Source organism: Mesorhizobium sp. WSM4830 (assembly GCF_055811495.1).
The window spans coordinates 88,674-106,179 of record NZ_JBVVQI010000013.1; the positions used below are offsets into that span (position 1 = coordinate 88,674).

The 17,506-nt window shown below is 62.7% G+C and carries 15 protein-coding genes and 1 tRNA gene; 11 read left to right on the forward strand and 5 right to left on the reverse strand.

Annotation, left to right across the window (positions count from 1 at the left end; genetic code table 11):
- Window positions 1–35: 35 nt before the first annotated feature.
- The 7 genes from AC0L2Y_RS18050 to AC0L2Y_RS18080 all read left to right on the forward strand — a co-directional run bounded on the left by AC0L2Y_RS18050 (window position 36) and on the right by AC0L2Y_RS18080 (window position 7,201).
- Entirely contained in the window at window positions 36–749 is a 714-nt protein-coding gene (locus AC0L2Y_RS18050) for a FadR/GntR family transcriptional regulator (RefSeq protein WP_473558297.1), read from the forward strand.
- 32 nt (window positions 750–781) lie between these two features.
- Entirely contained in the window at window positions 782–2,362 is a 1,581-nt protein-coding gene (locus tag AC0L2Y_RS18055; protein ID WP_473558299.1) for an ABC transporter substrate-binding protein, read from the forward strand.
- Window positions 2,363–2,428: 66 nt separating this feature from the next.
- The gene (locus AC0L2Y_RS18060) at window positions 2,429–3,388 is read left to right on the forward strand and encodes an ABC transporter permease (protein ID WP_473558301.1); all 960 of its coding nucleotides are present in this window, start codon (window positions 2,429–2,431) and stop codon (window positions 3,386–3,388) included.
- On the forward strand, window positions 3,388–4,290 hold the full coding sequence (locus AC0L2Y_RS18065) for an ABC transporter permease (protein ID WP_473558304.1): 903 nt from the start codon (window positions 3,388–3,390) through the stop codon (window positions 4,288–4,290). Before AC0L2Y_RS18060 ends, AC0L2Y_RS18065 begins: the two co-directional genes overlap by 1 nt.
- A gap of 18 nt (window positions 4,291–4,308) precedes the next feature.
- The gene (locus AC0L2Y_RS18070; protein WP_473558307.1) at window positions 4,309–5,226 is read left to right on the forward strand and encodes a dihydrodipicolinate synthase family protein; all 918 of its coding nucleotides are present in this window, start codon (window positions 4,309–4,311) and stop codon (window positions 5,224–5,226) included.
- Window positions 5,223–6,233 (forward strand): ABC transporter ATP-binding protein, encoded by a 1,011-nt coding sequence (locus tag AC0L2Y_RS18075; protein WP_473558459.1) that lies wholly within the window; start codon window positions 5,223–5,225, stop codon window positions 6,231–6,233. Before AC0L2Y_RS18070 ends, AC0L2Y_RS18075 begins: the two co-directional genes overlap by 4 nt.
- Window positions 6,233–7,201 carry an ABC transporter ATP-binding protein gene (locus tag AC0L2Y_RS18080; RefSeq protein ID WP_473558308.1) on the forward strand — a complete coding sequence of 323 codons (969 nt, stop codon included), beginning with the start codon at window positions 6,233–6,235 and terminating at the stop codon, window positions 7,199–7,201. Before AC0L2Y_RS18075 ends, AC0L2Y_RS18080 begins: the two co-directional genes overlap by 1 nt.
- A gap of 221 nt (window positions 7,202–7,422) precedes the next feature.
- Here AC0L2Y_RS18080 and AC0L2Y_RS18085 read toward each other — a convergent pair whose 3' ends face one another.
- Together AC0L2Y_RS18085 and AC0L2Y_RS18090 are read right to left on the reverse strand one after the other, a co-directional pair.
- On the reverse strand, window positions 7,423–7,743 hold the full coding sequence (locus AC0L2Y_RS18085) for a DUF167 family protein (protein ID WP_352669414.1): 321 nt from the start codon (window positions 7,741–7,743) through the stop codon (window positions 7,423–7,425).
- 13 nt (window positions 7,744–7,756) lie between these two features.
- Window positions 7,757–8,047, reverse strand: a complete 291-nt coding sequence (locus tag AC0L2Y_RS18090; RefSeq protein ID WP_023678162.1) for a YggT family protein — start codon at window positions 8,045–8,047, stop codon at window positions 7,757–7,759.
- Between the two features lie 164 nt (window positions 8,048–8,211).
- Between AC0L2Y_RS18090 and AC0L2Y_RS18095 the strand changes: the two genes are divergently transcribed.
- The 4 genes from AC0L2Y_RS18095 to AC0L2Y_RS18110 all read left to right on the forward strand — a co-directional run bounded on the left by AC0L2Y_RS18095 (window position 8,212) and on the right by AC0L2Y_RS18110 (window position 13,881).
- Window positions 8,212–8,287 (forward strand) — tRNA-Ala (locus AC0L2Y_RS18095).
- Between the two features lie 239 nt (window positions 8,288–8,526).
- Window positions 8,527–8,985, forward strand: coding sequence for a hypothetical protein (locus tag AC0L2Y_RS18100; protein ID WP_473558311.1), 459 nt, complete (start codon window positions 8,527–8,529; stop codon window positions 8,983–8,985).
- Window positions 8,986–9,105: 120 nt separating this feature from the next.
- Window positions 9,106–12,318 carry a winged helix-turn-helix domain-containing protein gene (locus tag AC0L2Y_RS18105; protein ID WP_473558312.1) on the forward strand — a complete coding sequence of 1,071 codons (3,213 nt, stop codon included), beginning with the start codon at window positions 9,106–9,108 and terminating at the stop codon, window positions 12,316–12,318.
- 225 nt (window positions 12,319–12,543) lie between these two features.
- Window positions 12,544–13,881: an LGFP repeat-containing protein gene (locus tag AC0L2Y_RS18110; RefSeq protein ID WP_473558314.1), complete on the forward strand. Its 1,338-nt coding sequence runs from the start codon at window positions 12,544–12,546 to the stop codon at window positions 13,879–13,881.
- 184 nt (window positions 13,882–14,065) lie between these two features.
- Here AC0L2Y_RS18110 and AC0L2Y_RS18115 read toward each other — a convergent pair whose 3' ends face one another.
- The 3 genes from AC0L2Y_RS18115 to AC0L2Y_RS18125 form a co-directional block, all read right to left on the reverse strand.
- Window positions 14,066–16,120, reverse strand: coding sequence for a M3 family metallopeptidase (locus tag AC0L2Y_RS18115; protein ID WP_473558462.1), 2,055 nt, complete (start codon window positions 16,118–16,120; stop codon window positions 14,066–14,068).
- 90 nt (window positions 16,121–16,210) lie between these two features.
- Window positions 16,211–16,621 carry a nuclear transport factor 2 family protein gene (locus AC0L2Y_RS18120; protein WP_352564702.1) on the reverse strand — a complete coding sequence of 137 codons (411 nt, stop codon included), beginning with the start codon at window positions 16,619–16,621 and terminating at the stop codon, window positions 16,211–16,213.
- Window positions 16,622–16,631: 10 nt separating this feature from the next.
- Window positions 16,632–17,276: a carbonic anhydrase gene (locus AC0L2Y_RS18125; protein WP_473558317.1), complete on the reverse strand. Its 645-nt coding sequence runs from the start codon at window positions 17,274–17,276 to the stop codon at window positions 16,632–16,634.
- Window positions 17,277–17,506 lie beyond the last annotated feature (230 nt).

The window sequence follows — 17,506 nt, forward strand, 5'->3', positions numbered from 1 at the left end:
GGCAGGCTAATCCGGACGATGATGAAAGCAGTGGGATGGCGGAACTGAAGTCGATTGAACCGTTGAGCAGACCGCCGCTTCTTCACGTCACCGTGCAGGAAAGCCTCAGGGCCTATATCGAAAGCAACCAGCTCAAGGCAGGCGATCCCTTGCCGCCGGAGACATTCCTGGCGCAGCGGCTCGGCGTCGGCCGCAACTCTGTTCGCGAAGCCATCAAGGCGCTGGAATCGATCGGCATCTTGGAGACGCGGCGCGGCATCGGCGTGTTCGTCAAGGAGTTCTCGTTCAAGCCGCTGCTGGATAACCTGGCCTACGGTTTGCAGGATTCGCTGCGCGATGTCGAAGAGCTGCGCGAAATCCGCCGCGTGCTGGAAACCGGCCTCATCGCCAAGACGATCGAGATGATCAGTGCCGAGGACATCGAGGCGCTGCGCCAGTTGACCGAGCGCATGCGGCAACGTGCCGAGCGACATGAGAGCTTCGCCGAAGAGGACCAGCAATTCCATCAGCTGCTATTCCGCTGCCAGAACAATCACATGCTGAGCGCGCTGATCGACATCTTCTGGACGGCGTTCAACAAGGCCTCGAATTTCACCAATCTCGATAATCCAACGCCGCTGGCGACATGGCGCGACCATCACGAGATCGTCGAGGCTGTCGCCGCCAAGGATGTCAACCAGGCGCGTCGGCGGCTCGACGACCATTACCGGGGGATCCAGCAGGTTATCGCCAAAAACCGAGCAAGCTGAAGAACAACCTGAATATGCCAAGGGAGGAAACCATGCGCATCAGGACCATCGCATTCTCAGTCGCCGGGCTGCTGCTCGCCAGCATTGCCCCGTTGGCCAGTGTCCAGGCACAAAGCGCCAAGACCATTGCGGGCGGCTTCGACGTCGGCCCCGGCGGTTTTCCCAAGAACTTCAACCCGCTGGTCGCGACGGGCGGCTACACCTGGCTCAGCACATATTTTGAACCGCTGGTCATCTACAATGCCGGGCTGACCGATATCGAAGGCGACCTCGCCAAGGATTACAAGATCAGCGACGACCGGCTGAGCTATACGTTCAACCTGGTCAACGAGACCTGGCATGACGGCAAACCGTTCACCTCGAAGGACGTCAAGTTTACCCTCGAGCTTGCCAAGAACAAGGCCTCCGGCAGTCTGTTTGCCGCCCGCCTCGCCAACATCGCCTCAGTCGATGCGCCGGATGACCACACCGCAGTGGTGAAGCTATCGAAACCGAACGGCTCGTTTCTATCCATCGTCTCGCAGCTGATGATCCTGCCGGAGCATGCCCTGGCCGCTCTGCCGCCAGAATCGCTGGCGACAAGCACCTGGTGGTCGACCGCTCCGGTCGGCACCGGCCCATTCAAGTTCAAGCGCTACGTGACCGATCAGTATGTCGAACTGGCAGCCGATGACGATTATCGCGGCGGCAAGCCGAAGGTAGACGCGCTCATCAACCGCTATTTCGAGTCGCCGGCGGCGGCGGTTGCCGCGCTCCGTGCCGGCGAGATACAGTTCACCTATGTCGAGCCCGACGATGCGGCATCGTTCAAGAGCGACAGCAATTTCAAGGTGATCGAAGGTGCCTCCTATGTGGTCAACTATATCGGCCTGAACCAGAAGGTCGACCTGTTTAGGGACATCCGTGTCCGCCAGGCGATCATGCACGCGATCGATCGCAACGCCATCATCGACAGCCTCTACGGCGGTGCCGCCAAGCCAGCCAATTGCGGCTATGTCGCGCCGCATCTCGTTCCCGCAGGCCTCGAACCCTATGCCTACGATCCGGCAAAGGCCAAGGCGCTGCTGAGCGAGGCGGGCTGGGACAAGATCAACGGCGACAAGCCGATCACCTTGCTGACCTATTACGGCTCGCCGCAAGCGGCCAATGTGATGGCCGCTGTCCAGTCGATGCTGGCCGAGGTCGGCATCAATGTGGTGCCGCGGGTCGTCGATACGCCGACCTATAACGGCATCGTCTACAAGCAAGGCACGCCGGACTGGAATGCGTTTCCGATGGTCTATGCCGGCCTGCAGAACGGCCCCAACCCGGCCGGCCTCAATCCCGGCCTCAATAAGTCGCAGATCCCGCCGGCAGGCTTCAACACCATGCGCATCGAGTTCGACGACCTGAGCACCGCGTTGGACGCTGCGCTCGGCCAGACCGATCCGGCCAAGCTCGACGCCTCCTGGCAGGAGGTCTGCAAGGTGATGAACAAGGAGCTGCCCTGGGCGACTTTGTGGGTGGCCAACCGCTATGGCGTGGCCTCCAACAAGCTGCGTGACTTCGTCTGGACGCCGGCGCCGGGCGGCGGCCCCTACGCAGCTCACCCCGAGCACTGGGACATCCAGTAAGAACCCCGCAACCAAGCGAGCCGGCGGGACCACTTTGGCGCCGCCTGCCACCGCCACGGAAAGCCCATGCTGAGCTTCATCGCCCGCCGCAGCGCCACAGGACTGCTGATGCTGGTCGCGCTCAGCGTCCTCATCTTCATCCTGCTGCGGCTGGCGCCGGGCGATCCGATCGACGCCTATATCAACCCGTCGGTCCCCATGTCGGCTTCCGACCTCGAGGGCCTGCGCGAACGGCTCGGGCTCGATCGGCCGCTTCCCGTGCAATATCTCGCCTGGCTGCGTGCGGCGCTGAGCGGTGACTTCGGCTATTCGATCCAGCGCAGCGGCGTTGCCGTGCTGCCGCTGGTCATGGAACGCATCGGCCCGACGGCGCTGTTGATGGGCACGGGCCTGGCGATCGCCATCATGCTCGGCATTTCCGCCGGCATTTTCAGCGCGGTGCGCCGTAACGAACCGTCCGACATCGCGCTGTCGGTGCTGTCGTTTATCGGTATCTCCAGCCCAGCTTTTCTGACGGCGCTGCTTGGCCTCTATTTCTTCTCGGTATTGCTGCGCTGGGCACCGTCCGGCGGCATGCAGACCGCGGGTGCGCCGTTCTCGGCGTCGGATGTGCTTGCGCACCTCGTCCTGCCCGCCTGCCTGCTGTCTATCGGCCATGCCGCGCTGATCATGCGCTACATGCGCGCCTCGCTGCTGGAAGTGCTCAACCAGGACTACGTGCGGACGGCGCGCGCCAAGGGCGTGCGCGAGTTCTGGGTGATCATCAAGCACGCCACCCGCAATGCGCTCTTGCCGGTGATTACCCTGATCGGCTCGACCGTCGGCATCGCCGTCGGCGGCGCCATCTTCCTGGAAAGCGTGTTCAACTGGCCGGGCATGGGACTGCTTCTGGTCAACGCTGTCGGCACCCGCGACTACCCGGTGATCATGGGCGCTACCCTGGTGATCGGCGTTTGCGTCATCCTGGTCAACCTCTTGACCGACGTCGTCTATGCCGTCGTCGACCCGCGCATTCAGGTGGCTTAATGGCAATCACCGCGCCAGATCCTACAGTTGACCCGACAGCCGCGCCGCAGACCAAAGGCCCGCTTCGCCGCGCGCTCGACCGCTTTTTTGAAAACCGCGCGGCACGTGCCGGGCTTTTGATCGTCATCCCGATCCTGCTGGCGGTTTCGACCTATCCTCTGTGGTGGCCGTTCGGCCCGAATGCCATCGACCTCAGGGCGATGAACAAGGCGCCGTCCGCCATTCATTGGCTGGGCAGCGATGGCGTCGGGCGTGATGTCATGGCCAGGTTGCTGCAAGGCGGGCGGATCTCACTGCTGGTTGCCATCTGTTCGGTTGCCATCTCGACCGTCATCGGCTTCCTGGTCGGCGCCATCGCCAGCTTTGGCGGGCGGCTTGTCGACGGCACGGTGATGCGCCTGGTCGACCTGGCGATGACGCTGCCGCCGGTGATCTTCCTGCTGGTGCTGGCTTCGATTGCTGGCACCGGCATCGCCCCGACCATCCTGGTGATCTCGCTGCTCTCCTGGCCGGTGCTGTCGCGCATGGTGCGTGCCCGGCTGCTCGAACTGCGCGAGCGCGACTTTGTCGTCGCCGCCCGCGGCATGGGGGCGGGGCTGCCGCATCTGCTGTTCCGGCACGGCCTGCCCAATTGCATCGATATCCTGGTCGTCTACGCCACCTTGCAGATCGCCAACGCCATCCTGCTCGAGGCCGGCCTGTCCTTCCTCGGCCTCGGCATCGCACCGCCCGAAGCCAGCTGGGGCAACATGCTCAATCTCGCCCGCTCCACCGTCGTGCTGGAAAATTACCCCTGGCAATGGATGTTCCCGGGCGCCGCACTGGTGCTCACCGTGCTCGCCATCAATTTCATCGGCGACGGCTTGCGCGACGCATTCGACCCTCGCTCCGATCTCAACTGACCTCAAAGGTTCATCAAAATGCCCCTGTTTACCGGCGTCGTGCCACCTGTCGTCACCCCGCTCAATGCCGATTTCAGCATCGATTTCCCGTCGTTCACGCGCACTATCGAGAACCTGCTCGACGGCGGTGTTCACGGGCTGTTCGTGCTCGGCTCGACCAGCGAGGTGGTCTTCCACGACGAAGCGGGCCGCAGGGCCATCCTCGAGCATGCGGTCAAGGTCAATAACGGCCGGGTTCCGATCTTCGCCGGCGTCATCGATCCGACGACCGATCGTGTCATCAACCACGCCCGCATCGCCAGATCGGCCGGCGCCAACGCCATTGTTGTCACCGCGCCGTTCTATACCCGCACCAGCCAGCCGGAGATCGGTGACCACTTCCGCTATGTCAAGGATGCGATCGATATCCCGGTCATCGCCTACGACATCCCGGTCTGCGTTCACGTCAAGCTGGAGCGTAAGACCACCGTCGGCCTCGCCAGGGAAGGCGCCATCGCGGGCATCAAGGATTCCAGCGGCGATGACGGCAATCTGCGCTACGTGCTCAAGGACATGGCCGACTACCCCAGCTTCTTCGGCATGACCGGCTCCGAGATCCTGGTCGACAGTGTGCTGGCCATGGGGGCGCATGGCGTCGTGCCGGGCCTCGCCAATGTCGACCCGCATGGCTATGTCAGGCTGTGGAAGCTGATGCAGGCCGGCCAGCATGCCGAAGCCCGGGTGGAACAGGAGCGGCTTTTAAAGCTGTTCGAGATCGTCTGGATATCGCTTGGCAGGACAAGCGCCGGCTCGGCCGGCGTCGGCGCCTTCAAGGCAGCGATGAAGAGCCTCGGCATCATCGCCTCGAACACCATGGCGCGGCCGCAACGCAGCCTGAACGGGGAGGAAACCGCAAAGATCGATATGATCCTTCGCGACGTGGGGCTGCTCCGCTGAGTGTCGCGCCGATCCTCTCGATTTCCGGACTGCGCGCGGTGTTCCGCATCGCGGGGCGCGACATCGCGGCGGTAACGGATGTCGACCTGACGATCGGCTCCGGCGAGACGCTGGCGCTCGTCGGCGAATCCGGATCCGGCAAGTCCGTCACCAGCCTGTCGATCATCGGCCTGTTGCCGAAAAGGGTCGGACATATTGCCGAGGGATCGATCGCGTTGCGGCGCAAGAACGGCACGGTCACCGAGCTGACCAGCCTCGATGCCGAGTCGCTGCGCAAGATACGCGGCAACGAGATCGGCATGGTATTCCAGGAGCCGATGACCAGCCTAAACCCGGTCTACAGGATCGGCGAGCAGATCGCCGAACCGATCCGCATCCATCTCGGCAAATCGCACCGCGAGGCAGAAGCAGACGCGGTGCGGCTGCTGGAGCAGGTCGGCATTCCCGATCCGAAGCGGCGGGCGCGGCAGTATCCGCACGAGCTGTCAGGCGGGATGCGCCAGCGCGCTACCATCGCCATGGCCCTGTCCTGCGATCCGGGCTTGCTGATCGCCGACGAGCCGACAACGGCATTGGACGTCACTATCCAAGCCCAGATCCTCGATCTTTTGGCCGAGCTGCAGGCGCAGCGCGGCATGGGCATCCTGTTCGTTACTCACAATCTCGGCGTCGTCGCCGAAATCGCCGACCGAGTAGCGGTGATGTATGCCGGGCGTATCGTCGAGACAGGTCCGGTGAGCGAAGTGTTCACCCGTCCGCGTCATCCCTATACGGCCGGGTTGTTGCGCTCGGTGCCGCGGCTCGGCAAGGCCACGGCGCTGAAGGCGGCGGGAACGCCGCTGCCGACCATTGCCGGAAATGTTCCCTCGCTCGCCTTGCTGCCCAAGGGCTGTTCCTTCGCGCCGCGCTGCCCGATGGCTATCGCTGCCTGCCGCGCCGCGGTCCCGCCATTGTTTGCGGCGACGCCGACCCAGCAAAGCCGCTGCCTGCGCTGGGAGGAGCTCTGATGGCCGACGCCCCCTTCCTCGCGGTCAAAAACCTGACCAAGTATTTTGCGCCGACTGCATTCTCGCGCGGACCCGTCGTCAGGGCGCTGGAGGATATTTCCTTCGATGTCAGGCGTGGCCAGGTGGTCGGCCTGGTCGGCGAATCCGGCTCCGGCAAGACCACGATCGGCCGCTCGGTGCTGCGTCTGATCGAGCCGACATCCGGCCAAATCAACTATGACGGCACCGACATCACCAGGCTGAGTGCCGCCCAGTTGCGCCGCCAGCGTCGCAAGATGCAGTATATTTTCCAGGATCCCTTCGCCAGCCTGTCGCCACGCATGACGATAGGGCAGATCCTCACCGAAGGCCTGGACATTCAAGCCATTGGCAAGAAGTCCGAGCGGCGGGCGAAAGCCGAGAAAGCACTTGCCGCGGTCGAGTTGCCGGTCGACGCTTATGACCGCTACGCCCATGAATTCTCGGGTGGCCAGCGCCAGCGCATCGGCATCGCCCGGGCGCTGACGCTCGAGCCGGAATTCATCGTTGCCGACGAGCCAGTCTCGGCGCTCGACGTCTCGATCCAGGCGCAAATCATCAATCTGTTGCGCGACCTGCAGCTCCGGCTCGGCCTGACCATGCTGTTCATTTCGCATGATCTGGCCGTCGTCGAGTACATCTGCGACACGGTCATCGTGCTCTATCTCGGGCGCATCATGGAAGTTGCACCGGCGGCCGCGCTCTATGCCCGGCCGCAGCATCCCTATACGCGCGCGCTGCTGTCGGCCATTCCGTCGCTCGATCCGCTGGCCAGGCAAGACCGGCAGGTGCTCAAGGGCGATATTCCCAGCCCGGCAAACCCGCCGTCGGGCTGTGTTTTCCGGACCCGTTGCCCGTTTGCGCTGGAGGCTTGCGCAGGGGCTGTGCCGCCGCTGAGGGCGACAGCCGAGGGCCATCTGAAGGCCTGCATCCGCGACGACATCGCGTAAGGAGTGATTGCGGCCCTAGACAACGGCTCCAGCCTGGGTTCACGAAGCTGTTATAGTGGTCTCCGGTCATTGAAACGTCAGCAATGCCGACCCACATGCACGCTGCGTCGGATGTTTCCTCCCATTCGTCCGGCGCGTTCCCCTCTGAAGGTTTTCGACCTTCACATCTGGCGGCTTTGCAGCCCGGCCTTTTTTCTGCGGGGTTGGTGAGCGAGCCGAGATCAGGGCGCAGGCGTGCCCAGCGTATCGATGCGTTTCGCTAGCGCCGCGGGATCGCCAAGCACGCGCAGCGTCTTCAGCCGAGCAGTGCCGCCGGCGGCGATCGAGACGCCCGATGCCGGCACACCAAGCGCTTTGCCGACCAGCTTTTCCAGCGCTCGATTGGCGGCCCCGTTTTCCGGCACGGCGCGGACGCGGGCTTTTAGATAGCTTCGCCCATCCGCCGATGTTTCGATGCCCTCCAGCCTGTCCATCGCCGCTTTCGGCGTCAGCCGGACGAATAGGTCGATGCCGTCGGTGCGCGTGCGGAACGGCGCGCTCATGGGACGCCTGAACTCAGACGACCAGCGAAAGCACGGTGGTGAGCAGGAACTGCCGGATGAAGAACAGGATCAGCAGCAGGATGATCGGCGAGATGTCGATGCCGCCGAGATCGGGCATGAAGCGGCGGATCGGCCGCAGCGCCGGCTCCGTCAGCCGGTAGAGCATGTTGCTGATGGTGTCGACGAACTGGTTGCGCGAGTTGACGACGTTGAAGGCGTAGAGCCAGGAAAATATCGCCGAGGCGATGATGATCCACCAGTAAAGGTCAAGCGCCATGACAATGGTCTGAATGAGGGCGATCATGCCGGTCTCCGATTGTTGCCGACATGTAGCCACTGTAGGTGAAAGCGGCAAGAGCCGCCTTCCGCAGCAGGGCGAAGCCGGACGAACGGCCGAACGGCATTTCGGCAGCAAGCGCAGCCTTGACAGGAAACCGCAGCGGCCGATAAAAGCCCCATCCGCTGGACGGGGCTGTAGCTCAGCTGGGAGAGCGCGTCGTTCGCAATGACGAGGTCAGGAGTTCGATCCTCCTCAGCTCCACCAGCGGATTTTTCGAATCCCTTGCCTGGTTGCATGCCGAAGACCCGCTTGGATTCCATGGCTGTCCTCAGCTGAAGCAACCGAATGCATCGCGAGCCTCTGCCGGCTTGGCACTGTCATCGCCGGGTGGATTCACATCGGCGGCGTAAAGGTCCTCTACACCAGTAGCGTATGCGGCCTATTGCCACTGCGCCTCGTCCTTGCCAGACTTGGCCCGTCTTCAAAACCGAGGGGAATTCACTATGACCCGCACGACAAGACGTGATTTTGTAGGTCTTACAGGAGTGGCAGCGACTGCCCTGGCCGGTGCTGTTGCAACACGAGCTACCGCTGCTGAAACCGACGTATCGCCATCGTTCGATGAGGTTCTTCAAGAGTACAATCAAAACAACACAGAAAGGACTAGATCAAGGCTGGCGATCTATGTGGTGCTTTCTCATCTGCACGCCAGCCTCGAGGAGGAATTTAGTGACCTTGGGCTAGAGCTGCCTTTGGGAAAAAAGGCCTTGCCATCGAATCTGCCGGCCAATTTCGAGGACGCGCAGGTTGCACCCTTTCCTTGGCTCTTCAAGCCCTCGGAAGTTACCGACCAGGAACGAAGCGGCTACGCGACGATTGCAATGCGAATGAACGCAGTGATGGCAAGACACACCGCCGACGTGAGTGTCGGGGTTTCGCACATCATGTCACACAAGGGATAACCGCGACCTTGCCGGCGAGCACGGCACGTCAGGCGAGCACAACGCCGGCCGGCGATTTGTTGTTGCGGGCGAACCGATTACCTGTTTTCGCGAGGCGACTGCGCTGCGAGAGTCCTCACAATGGATAAATCCTTCCGGGACGCGCCGCGCGAGATAGCAAAGCTCTCGGCACCCCGGCCAGTGGGAATTGTCAGCCGTCCGCGCGTAGTGGCGCTGCTTTCGCAGGCCCTCGACAGCGGTGCATGCTGGCTGGCTGCGCCTGGTGGATACGGCAAGACCACCGCGGTGATCGACTTTCTGGAACAAGGCGGGCTAAAGCAAGGCGGGCTGAAGCAAGGCGAATCGGCGTACAACTGGTATCGGGTCGACACCGAGGACCAGGACGTTGCGCGCCTTTTCCACTACCTGACGCTGTCGCTCGACGGCGGGCATGCCGGCATGCCCGTCTTCGGTCCGGAATATGCCGACAATTCCGACGATTTCGCGCGGCTGTTCTTCCGCACTTATTTCTCGCGGCTTGATCCCGGCACGATCCTGGTCCTCGACGATCTGCATCGTGCCGACGCGCCAGGCTTCCGCCGGACGCTGGCGATCCTGTTGCGCGAACGCCCCAACACCATCCGCTGCATCTGCACATCGCGGATGCTGCCCGAGGGCGATGTCGCCGACCTCGTGCTGTCGGGACAGTTGCCCGTCCTCAACCAAACCCTGCTGGAGTTTTCGCCTGCGGAGGCACGCAACCTCGTCGCCGCCCGCTCGCAATCGCCGTCCGAGGTCGGCGACATTTCGGAGGCGCGCGGCTGGGCGGTGGGCCTTCTCCTGCTGGCCAACGCCGGAATGTACTACCCGCTTTCGCAGACCGGCCTTGCCGGAGGTGCCGGCCTTCGGGAGATTGTCGGACGTTATTTCCTGCGCGACATCGCGCCGGAGGACCAGGATCTGCTTATCAGGCTCAACCTTCTGCCGGAGATCAGCAAGGAGCTTGCCGATGCGTTCCTGGGCTCGCCACGGGCCGCCCGCCTGCTAGAGCGGCTGCAGCATCGGCAATTGCTGATCACCCGCGACGGTCCGGGCGGCGCCGCCTTCCAGCTGCATGACTTGTTGCGCGAATACCTTGCCGGCCTGCTGGACAGGCGGGTGACGGAAGCGGACCGTTCCAGACTGCGCGAGCAGGCAGCAAAGGTCCTGCACGAGGCAGGCAAAACCGACGCGGCAATCGTGCTGGCGTTGCAGGCGGGCGCCTGGTCGCTGGCACGCCAGCTCATTCTGGAGTGCGCCAACGCCGTTCTCTCGCAAGGGCGCCGGGCCAGCTTCGTCGAATGGTGCAACGGGCTGCCACCCGACCAGATGGACGGGTGGGTCCATTATTGGCTGGGCGTTGCCTTTGCATCGGACGATGCGAAGGCCGAACCGCACCTCTCCAAGGCATGGCAAGCATTCGAGAACACCGACATGCGCGGCCAATGCCTGACCGTCGCGCGGGCGGTCGTGGTCAAGACCGCCAGCTGGCGTACGCATGAGGGGCTGGCGGATTGGACGCGCCGAGCCTCACAGGTTCTTGCCAAGGGATTGCCGGAGTTGGATCCGGAGGAACTCATGATGGTCAGGCTCGGCATCCTGCGGGCCGTCGATTTCGCCGAACCTGACGAATTCTACGCCCATGACGCGAAGCGCCTCGTGAATGATATCCAGCAGCGCCTGACACGTCTGCCGATCGAGGATTCGGTCGAGTTGCGCCTGCTGGCAAGCGAAGCGCTCATCGACTACGCGACCTCGTCGGGGCAGCGCGACATTTTTACCAATGCCGTGGACAGCGTTGCCGCCGATCTCGAACATCCGGATATCCCGCCGCTGGTGCTCGGCATGTGGCTGGTGTCCTTTGGCTCGGCCAGCGGCCGTTACTTCCCCTATTCGCGGCGCGGTTTTGTCTATGCATCGGCCGAGGATGCGTTGCGACGCGCAACGGCGATAGGCGAGCAACACGCCTTACGGGGCGTCGAGTTCAGCGCCCTCTATCAGCTTCAATTGCTGATGAAGCTTCACAACAAGTTCTCGGAATTCAATGCGCTTGTCTCCCGGCTGGGCGAGATCGCGGACAGCAGGTTCACAACCCAGGTCGCTGTAGTCGCCGACTGCCACGCGGCGATGCACACGCGCAATGGCGACTTCGTCAAGGCTTATCTCGACTGCGATGCCTTCATGGACGCCATCGAGCGGGCGAATGAGCCGATGATCGAACGCTGGCCGCATTACGTCACCAAATACCAGGTCCTGCTGGCCGATCGGCGTCCGGCGGAGGCCATTGCGCTACTCCAGGAGATCGTCGAAAGGCTGAGCGGCGGCCCTCGCCAGCGCGTCGAACTCAACATTCTGGCCGCTCAGGCCCTGGAGCAGAAGTGGAACGGCGGCGCGTCCTATGGCACTCGTCTGGCTGAATTCATGAAGGCGCTGCGCCAGGTCAACCCCTCCGCAATCCTGCTCAACCTGCCGGATCTATTGGCCGATCTGGTCGCCGATGCGCTGGAGCGAAAGATCGACATCGATCTCTGCCGCCGCGTCGTTCGGGCGCGATATCTGGTCCCGCCCGCTGGCCGACCCGCCCAGTGGCCTTGGCCGCTCAGGATCCACTTGATGGGAGGCTTCCGCCTCGAGATCGATGGCGCCGAGGTCGCGCCCGGTGCCAAACCTACCCGCGCGCTCGACATATTGCGCATTATCTGCCTGTCGAGGGACCAGGTCTGTTCTGTGGAAACCCTGCAGGATTGGCTCTGGCCCGATCTCGACGGCGACCAGGCCAAAGCGGCCTTGGAGCAGGCGCTACATCGTTTGCGCAAATTGCTCGGGCAAGGCGAACTCGTAACGCTGAGAGAAGGCCGTTTGCGGCTCGCTGCCGACAGGGTCTGGATCGATCTGCAGGATTGGGAAGACCGGCTGAAACCCGTCCTGTCGGGCCAAAGAGACAGCGCAATCGAGGAGCAGGAGGTGCTGCTGGAAGGCTTTGTCGGCCCGCTTTTCTCGAATGGCCCGACGCCCGCCTGGTCGAACGCCGCGGCCGACCGGGTGCGGGACGGGTTGGTGGAGCTTGCCGTGCGGATCGCCAAACACTGGCAGAGCCAAGGCAATGCGGATCGGGCACGCCAGGCGTGCCGGCGTGCCCTCGATTTCTACCCGGAATCGGCCAAACTCCATGGCATGCTCATCCAGGAGAGCCTCTCCAGGAACGACCATGCCGGCGCCATCGAGGATTACCGGCGCTATGAACGCGCGCTCGCTTCGACCGGCGATGACGAGCCCTCGCCTTTGCTGCGTTCGCTCGTGCGCCCGTTTCTCTAGACCGGTTCATCGTTTCACGAAAACGCCGAACCGCTCTATCTCTTTATTTTTGCGCAATTCCCTAGGGAAAGCGCTACGCGATTTTCCCGGGAATTGCTCAGGCGCAGCTCGGAACTCTGTAAGCCGTCCGTAAGTCGCGGTCTGGGAACCTCAGCCCGTCGATCAAAACCGATCGCCGGAGGCCTGAAGCCCCCGATACCAACACTCACAGGAAGGAAAAAGGTCATGCCGTATACTGCCAGAGCAACTTCGAGAGTGCGTGCCGGCGCCATCCGCGCTGGAGCCACAAGACTTTCCGACCAACTCAGGATCGGGCCTTGGTCGCTCCTCTCGCCTGAAGCTGTCATACAGCAAAAGTACAACTCCCTTGGAGGCGCCGGCTTCGCCGAGATCGACAGGAAGGACACTGGAAAAGCCTGGTATCTCAAGAACGGCTCATGCATTTGCTACAACGATGCCATGCACGACGCCTTTGAGATCCATGGCGAAATCTACAAGAAGTGGATTGCGCTTGGCGGTCTCGCGTGGGGCATTCCCTGCACCGACGAAACCGGAACTCCCGACGGCGTCGGCCGATACAATCACTTCAACAACAATACCGCTTCGATCTACTGGACACCGAACACCGGTGCTCAGGCGATTTGGGGGGCTATTCGCGGCAAATGGGCAGCAATGGGCTGGGAGCGCTCGGTTCTCGGCTATCCGGTGACCGACGAAACCGGGACTCCCGACGGCGTCGGGCGCTACAACCATTTTGCCAATGCCGGCTCGATCTACTGGACACCGAACACTGGAGCCAACGTGGTGTACGGTGACATCCGCAAGAAGTGGGAGAGCCTGGGCTGGGAACAGTCATATCTCGGCTATCCCACGACCGACGAGACCGAATTTGCCGATGGTGGCCGTGCCAATCTGTTTGAAAACGGTGGCATATACTGGTGGCCCGACACAGGCGCGATCGACCTTCGAGATGTCGTCGTCCACTATACCGGCCTCCATTGCTTCGGCGAGACCGACTGGGATCAGGGGTCGAGTGCGGATGAACCATATGTCATCGTCAGCGTGACAACGCCGCAGATCGCCGACACCAAGCGCAGCCAGGTCTACGGCGACGTCGATGCCGGAGATACAAGACCCGACCTTATGGAAATTTATCGAGGCAAGCCCTACGGCATCAATATCGGTACGGTGCTGATGGAAAACGATTTTGGCGATCCCAACAAATACAAGGACGAGGTGCAGAAGATCGTCATGGGCGTCCATACGGCCGGTACGCTGGCTTTGGGCCTCATTCCGGTGGCAGGACCTATCATTGCCGCCATAGCCGGCCCGGCCCTGGGATCCTTGATGCCATCGATCGGCGGCGCCATCAGCGATCTCTTCGATTGGGGCGATGACAGGATCGGGAGCGCGACAGTGACCATCTCCGCAAAGCAGATGGTGCTGCTCGCGGCACGCACGAACAATACCACCTTCAGCGGGATCGGGTTCAAAGTGGAAACGCCCCTGATTTCCGGCGATGGGGCTTCCTACAAAGCCTATTTTGGCTTTGTGCCTGCCTAGGCCAATCGCCCCGGCAAAAAAGCTTGCCGGGACAATCTACTTACCAGCCCCGCCTTCCGTTGGCGGGGCTGACAGTTCGCGACTGAGGGATTTATTTCCATAGATCAGGCAGTGCGCAACCCGACGCCATGACAGCCGAGATCAATCAGGACGGAAAGAGAACGGTGACAAGAGCGGGCACGCATCACACCAGCCCGCGCTTGGCCATCATCGCTTCCGGGGAAGGCATCTTGCCGCGGAAGGCGGTGTAGAGTTCTTCCGGGTCTTTCGAGCCGCCGGCGGCGTAGATGTTCTCGCGCAACCGCTCGGCCAGCGCCGGGTTGAAGGGATCGCCTGTTTCCTCGAAGGCGGCGAAAGCGTCGGCGTCGAGAACTTCCGACCACATGTAGGAATAGTAGCCGGCCGAATAGCCATCGCCGGCGAAGATATGGCCGAAGTGCGGGGTGCGGTGACGCATGGCGATGGTATCGGGCATGTTGAGCCTTTCGAGCGTTTCGGTTTCGAAACGAAGCAGCTCCTGCGGCGCATCCGGCCGCGCATGGTAGGCCATGTCGACCAAGGCCGAGGCGGTGAACTCGACCGTGGCGAAGCCGGCGCCGAAGGTGCGCGCCGCCAGCATCTTGTCGACCAGCGCCCTTGGCATCGGCTTGCCGGTCTTGACATGCAGCGCATGCTTTTCCAGCACCGCCGGCACGGTCAGCCAGTGTTCGTAGAGTTGCGACGGCAGCTCGACGAAATCGCGGCTGACCGAGGTGCCAGCGACCGATGGCCAGGTAACGTCTGTCAGCATGCCGTGCAGCGCATGACCGAATTCGTGGAACAGGGTCTTGGCTTCGTCGACTGACAGCAAGGCCGCCTCGCCGGCCGGCGGCTTGGCGAAATTCATGATGTTGTAGATGACCGGCCTGGAGCCATCGCCAAGCTTGTAGCCGGATTTCAGCGCGCTCATCCAGGCGCCGGAGCGCTTCGAGGGTCGCGCGAAATAATCGGCGAGGAACAGACCGCGCTCGCTGCCGTCGGCATTCTTCACGACGAAAACACGTGCGTCCGGATGCCAGGTGGCAATGCCCTTCTTTTCCTCGAAAGAAATGCCGAACAATCGTGTCGCCACGTCGAAACAGGCCTCGATGATGCGGTCGAGCTGCAGATACGGCTTCAGCTCGGCCTCGTCGAAGGCGAATTTCCGTGCGCGCAGCTTCTCCTGATAGAAGCGCCAGTCCCAGGCAGCGAATTTCTCGTTGCTGCCGGCCTCGGCCGCCAGCCGCTGCAATTCGGCCTGGTCGCTTGCGGCCTTTTCCACCGCCTTTTCCCAAACCGGATCGAGCAGCGCGTGCACCGCCTCCGGCGTCTTGGCCATGGTATCGTCGAGCTTCAATGCGGCGTAGGAAGCATAGCCGAGCAGCTTCGCCTTCTCGGCGCGCAGGCGCAGCATGTCGCGCACCACTTCCGTGTTGTCGGTGGCGCCGCCATTCTGACCACGCATGATGAAGGCGCGGAACGCTATCTCGCGCAGATCGCGGCGTTCTGACAAGGTCGAGAACGGCTCGTAGATCGACCGCGACAAAGTGACGGCGTAGCGGCCCTTCTGGCCGCGCATCTCGGCGGCTTCCGCCATCGAGCTTTTCAGGAATTCCGGCAGGCCGGCAAGATCGGCCTCGTCGAGGAACAACGCCCAGTCGCGCTCGTCGGCAAGCACGTTCTGGCCGAAATTGGTGCCGAGCGACGACAATTCCTCGTTGATGGACGCAAGCCGCTTCTTGCCTTCGGCGTCGAGCCGGGCGCCGGAGCGGACGAAGTTTTTCCAGGTCTTTTCCAGTACCCGCAGCGTTTCGGCACCGAGCTTCAAAGCCTCGCGGCGCTGATAGAGATCGTCGATGCGGGCAAACAGGCGCTCATTCATCGAGATCGCCGAGAAATGCCGCGACATTTTTGGCGAGATGTCGCGCTCCAGCGCCTGGATCGCCTCGTTGGTGTGGGCGCCGGCGCGGCACCAGAAGATCGACGAGACATGGTCGAGCGCCTCGCCGGCAAGCTCGAGCGCGGCAAGTGTATTCTCGATGGTCGGCATCCCGGTGTTGCCGGCAATCGCCTCGATCTCGGCCTCATGCGCCTTCAGGGCCGCGTCGAAGACCGGAGAAAAATCGCCGTCGCCGATGCGCGTGAAATCAGGCAGGCCGAGCGGCCCTTGCCATGCGGTCAGCGGATGGGCGGCGAGGTCGACAGTGGACGGCATGGGCAAACTTTCGCTGGGTGGCGGGAGGAGATGGATCGTCACCGATGTAAGGCGCCGGCCGGTTGCGCGCAACAGCGCGCCCCGTTCATGATTTCCTCAATAGCCATCGCAATTTTCCGCGATCGCGGCTTGCGAACTGGCGGTGATCTGGTCGTTGGCGACCGCAAAGGTCTCCTGCATCAGCATGTCGTTGCTGGGAAAATCATAGCAGGCGATCACAGTGGTGACGCCGCCCTCCGATTTCTCGATCCGATGGCGGATTTCGGCCCCGGCGACGGCGCCTTGCCACTCGGCGATCGAGGCGATGAATTCCTGCTTGCTTTGCACGACGCCGAGGTCGTCGAGCTTGATGCGGACGTTGTCGGCGAGCAGGTCCGACAATTCGCTGCGGTCGGCGACGAGCAGTGCCGAATACCAGCGGTCGATGATCGCGCTATCGTCGGCACGGGCGAAATCTGCCGAGCAGAGCAGTGCTGCCGCCGCGAACGCGTCCCGAAGTCGCGTCATGCCTTGTCTCCTACTCCATCTCCGGCCGCTCGAAATCGCCGGTGTCCTTGTTCATCACCCAAAGCTCGCCGGTCGAGATGTCGAACCAGGCGCCGTGCAGCGACAGCCGCCCCTTGCCTTCGAGGATCGAGACGCAAGGGAAGGTACGCAGATTGGCAATGGAATAGCGGATCGAGATGCGCTCCAGGGCCGTCTGGCGCTCGGTCGCGGTCATGAAGGTGCTGGACGAAACGGTCTCGGCCGCCGGCGCGATCAAGCTCATCCATTTGCCGATGAAATCGCCCGGCGACAAGGGCGCGGCCGTGGTGTCGAGCGCTGCGCGGATGCCGCCGCAGCGGCCGTGGCCCATCACCACGATGTTCTTGACCTTGAGGCTCTGCACCGCAAATTCGAGCGCCGCCGATGTCGAGTGGAACTGATCGTCGGGCGCATAGGGCGGCACCAGATTGCCGACATTGCGCAGCACGAACAACTCGCCCGGCCCGGCATCGAAGATCGCTTCGGGCGCGGCGCGGGAATCGCAGCAGGCGACGATCATCGTTTCCGGTGCCTGGCCCTCCCGCGCCAGCGAGCGATAACGCCCGCTTTCGGTGAGATAGCGGCCACTCATGAAATTGCGGTAGCCGGTGAGAAGATGCTCGGGAAGGTGGGGCATGGGCAGCGGTGGGAGCCTTTCCGGGTTGAAGGCACGGTTCAATCCCGAAAGGCTCTAGCGCATCGGCCTGAAAATCGGAACCGATTTTCGGCAGGCGGGATGGCGTGGTTTCGACGTGCCAGCCCGTATTTTGACACAGGTGAACGAACGCCCTTAATCGGCCTCAGAACCGCAGATTGGCGCCGGCGCGCAGCAGAAGCCAGTAGAACAGGCCGGTCGCGCCAACGCCA

Bases quoted from the DNA above. Each gene is read 5' to 3' on its own strand.
- AC0L2Y_RS18090 (WP_023678162.1), bottom strand. From the start codon at position 8,047: ATGATCGCCCTCATTCAGACCATTGTCATGGCGCTTGACCTTTACTGG.
- AC0L2Y_RS18125 (WP_473558317.1), bottom strand. From the start codon at position 17,276: ATGCCCCACCTTCCCGAGCATCTTCTCACCGGCTACCGCAATTTCATG.
- AC0L2Y_RS18050 (WP_473558297.1), top strand. From the start codon at position 36: ATGGCGGAACTGAAGTCGATTGAACCGTTGAGCAGACCGCCGCTTCTT.
- AC0L2Y_RS18085 (WP_352669414.1), bottom strand. From the start codon at position 7,743: ATGAGCGCGCCGTTCCGCACGCGCACCGACGGCATCGACCTATTCGTC.
- AC0L2Y_RS18110 (WP_473558314.1), top strand. From the start codon at position 12,544: ATGCCGTATACTGCCAGAGCAACTTCGAGAGTGCGTGCCGGCGCCATC.
- AC0L2Y_RS18070 (WP_473558307.1), top strand. From the start codon at position 4,309: ATGCCCCTGTTTACCGGCGTCGTGCCACCTGTCGTCACCCCGCTCAAT.
- AC0L2Y_RS18060 (WP_473558301.1), top strand. From the start codon at position 2,429: ATGCTGAGCTTCATCGCCCGCCGCAGCGCCACAGGACTGCTGATGCTG.
- AC0L2Y_RS18100 (WP_473558311.1), top strand. From the start codon at position 8,527: ATGACCCGCACGACAAGACGTGATTTTGTAGGTCTTACAGGAGTGGCA.
- AC0L2Y_RS18065 (WP_473558304.1), top strand. From the start codon at position 3,388: ATGGCAATCACCGCGCCAGATCCTACAGTTGACCCGACAGCCGCGCCG.
- AC0L2Y_RS18120 (WP_352564702.1), bottom strand. From the start codon at position 16,621: ATGACGCGACTTCGGGACGCGTTCGCGGCGGCAGCACTGCTCTGCTCG.
- AC0L2Y_RS18055 (WP_473558299.1), top strand. From the start codon at position 782: ATGCGCATCAGGACCATCGCATTCTCAGTCGCCGGGCTGCTGCTCGCC.
- AC0L2Y_RS18105 (WP_473558312.1), top strand. From the start codon at position 9,106: ATGGATAAATCCTTCCGGGACGCGCCGCGCGAGATAGCAAAGCTCTCG.
- AC0L2Y_RS18080 (WP_473558308.1), top strand. From the start codon at position 6,233: ATGGCCGACGCCCCCTTCCTCGCGGTCAAAAACCTGACCAAGTATTTT.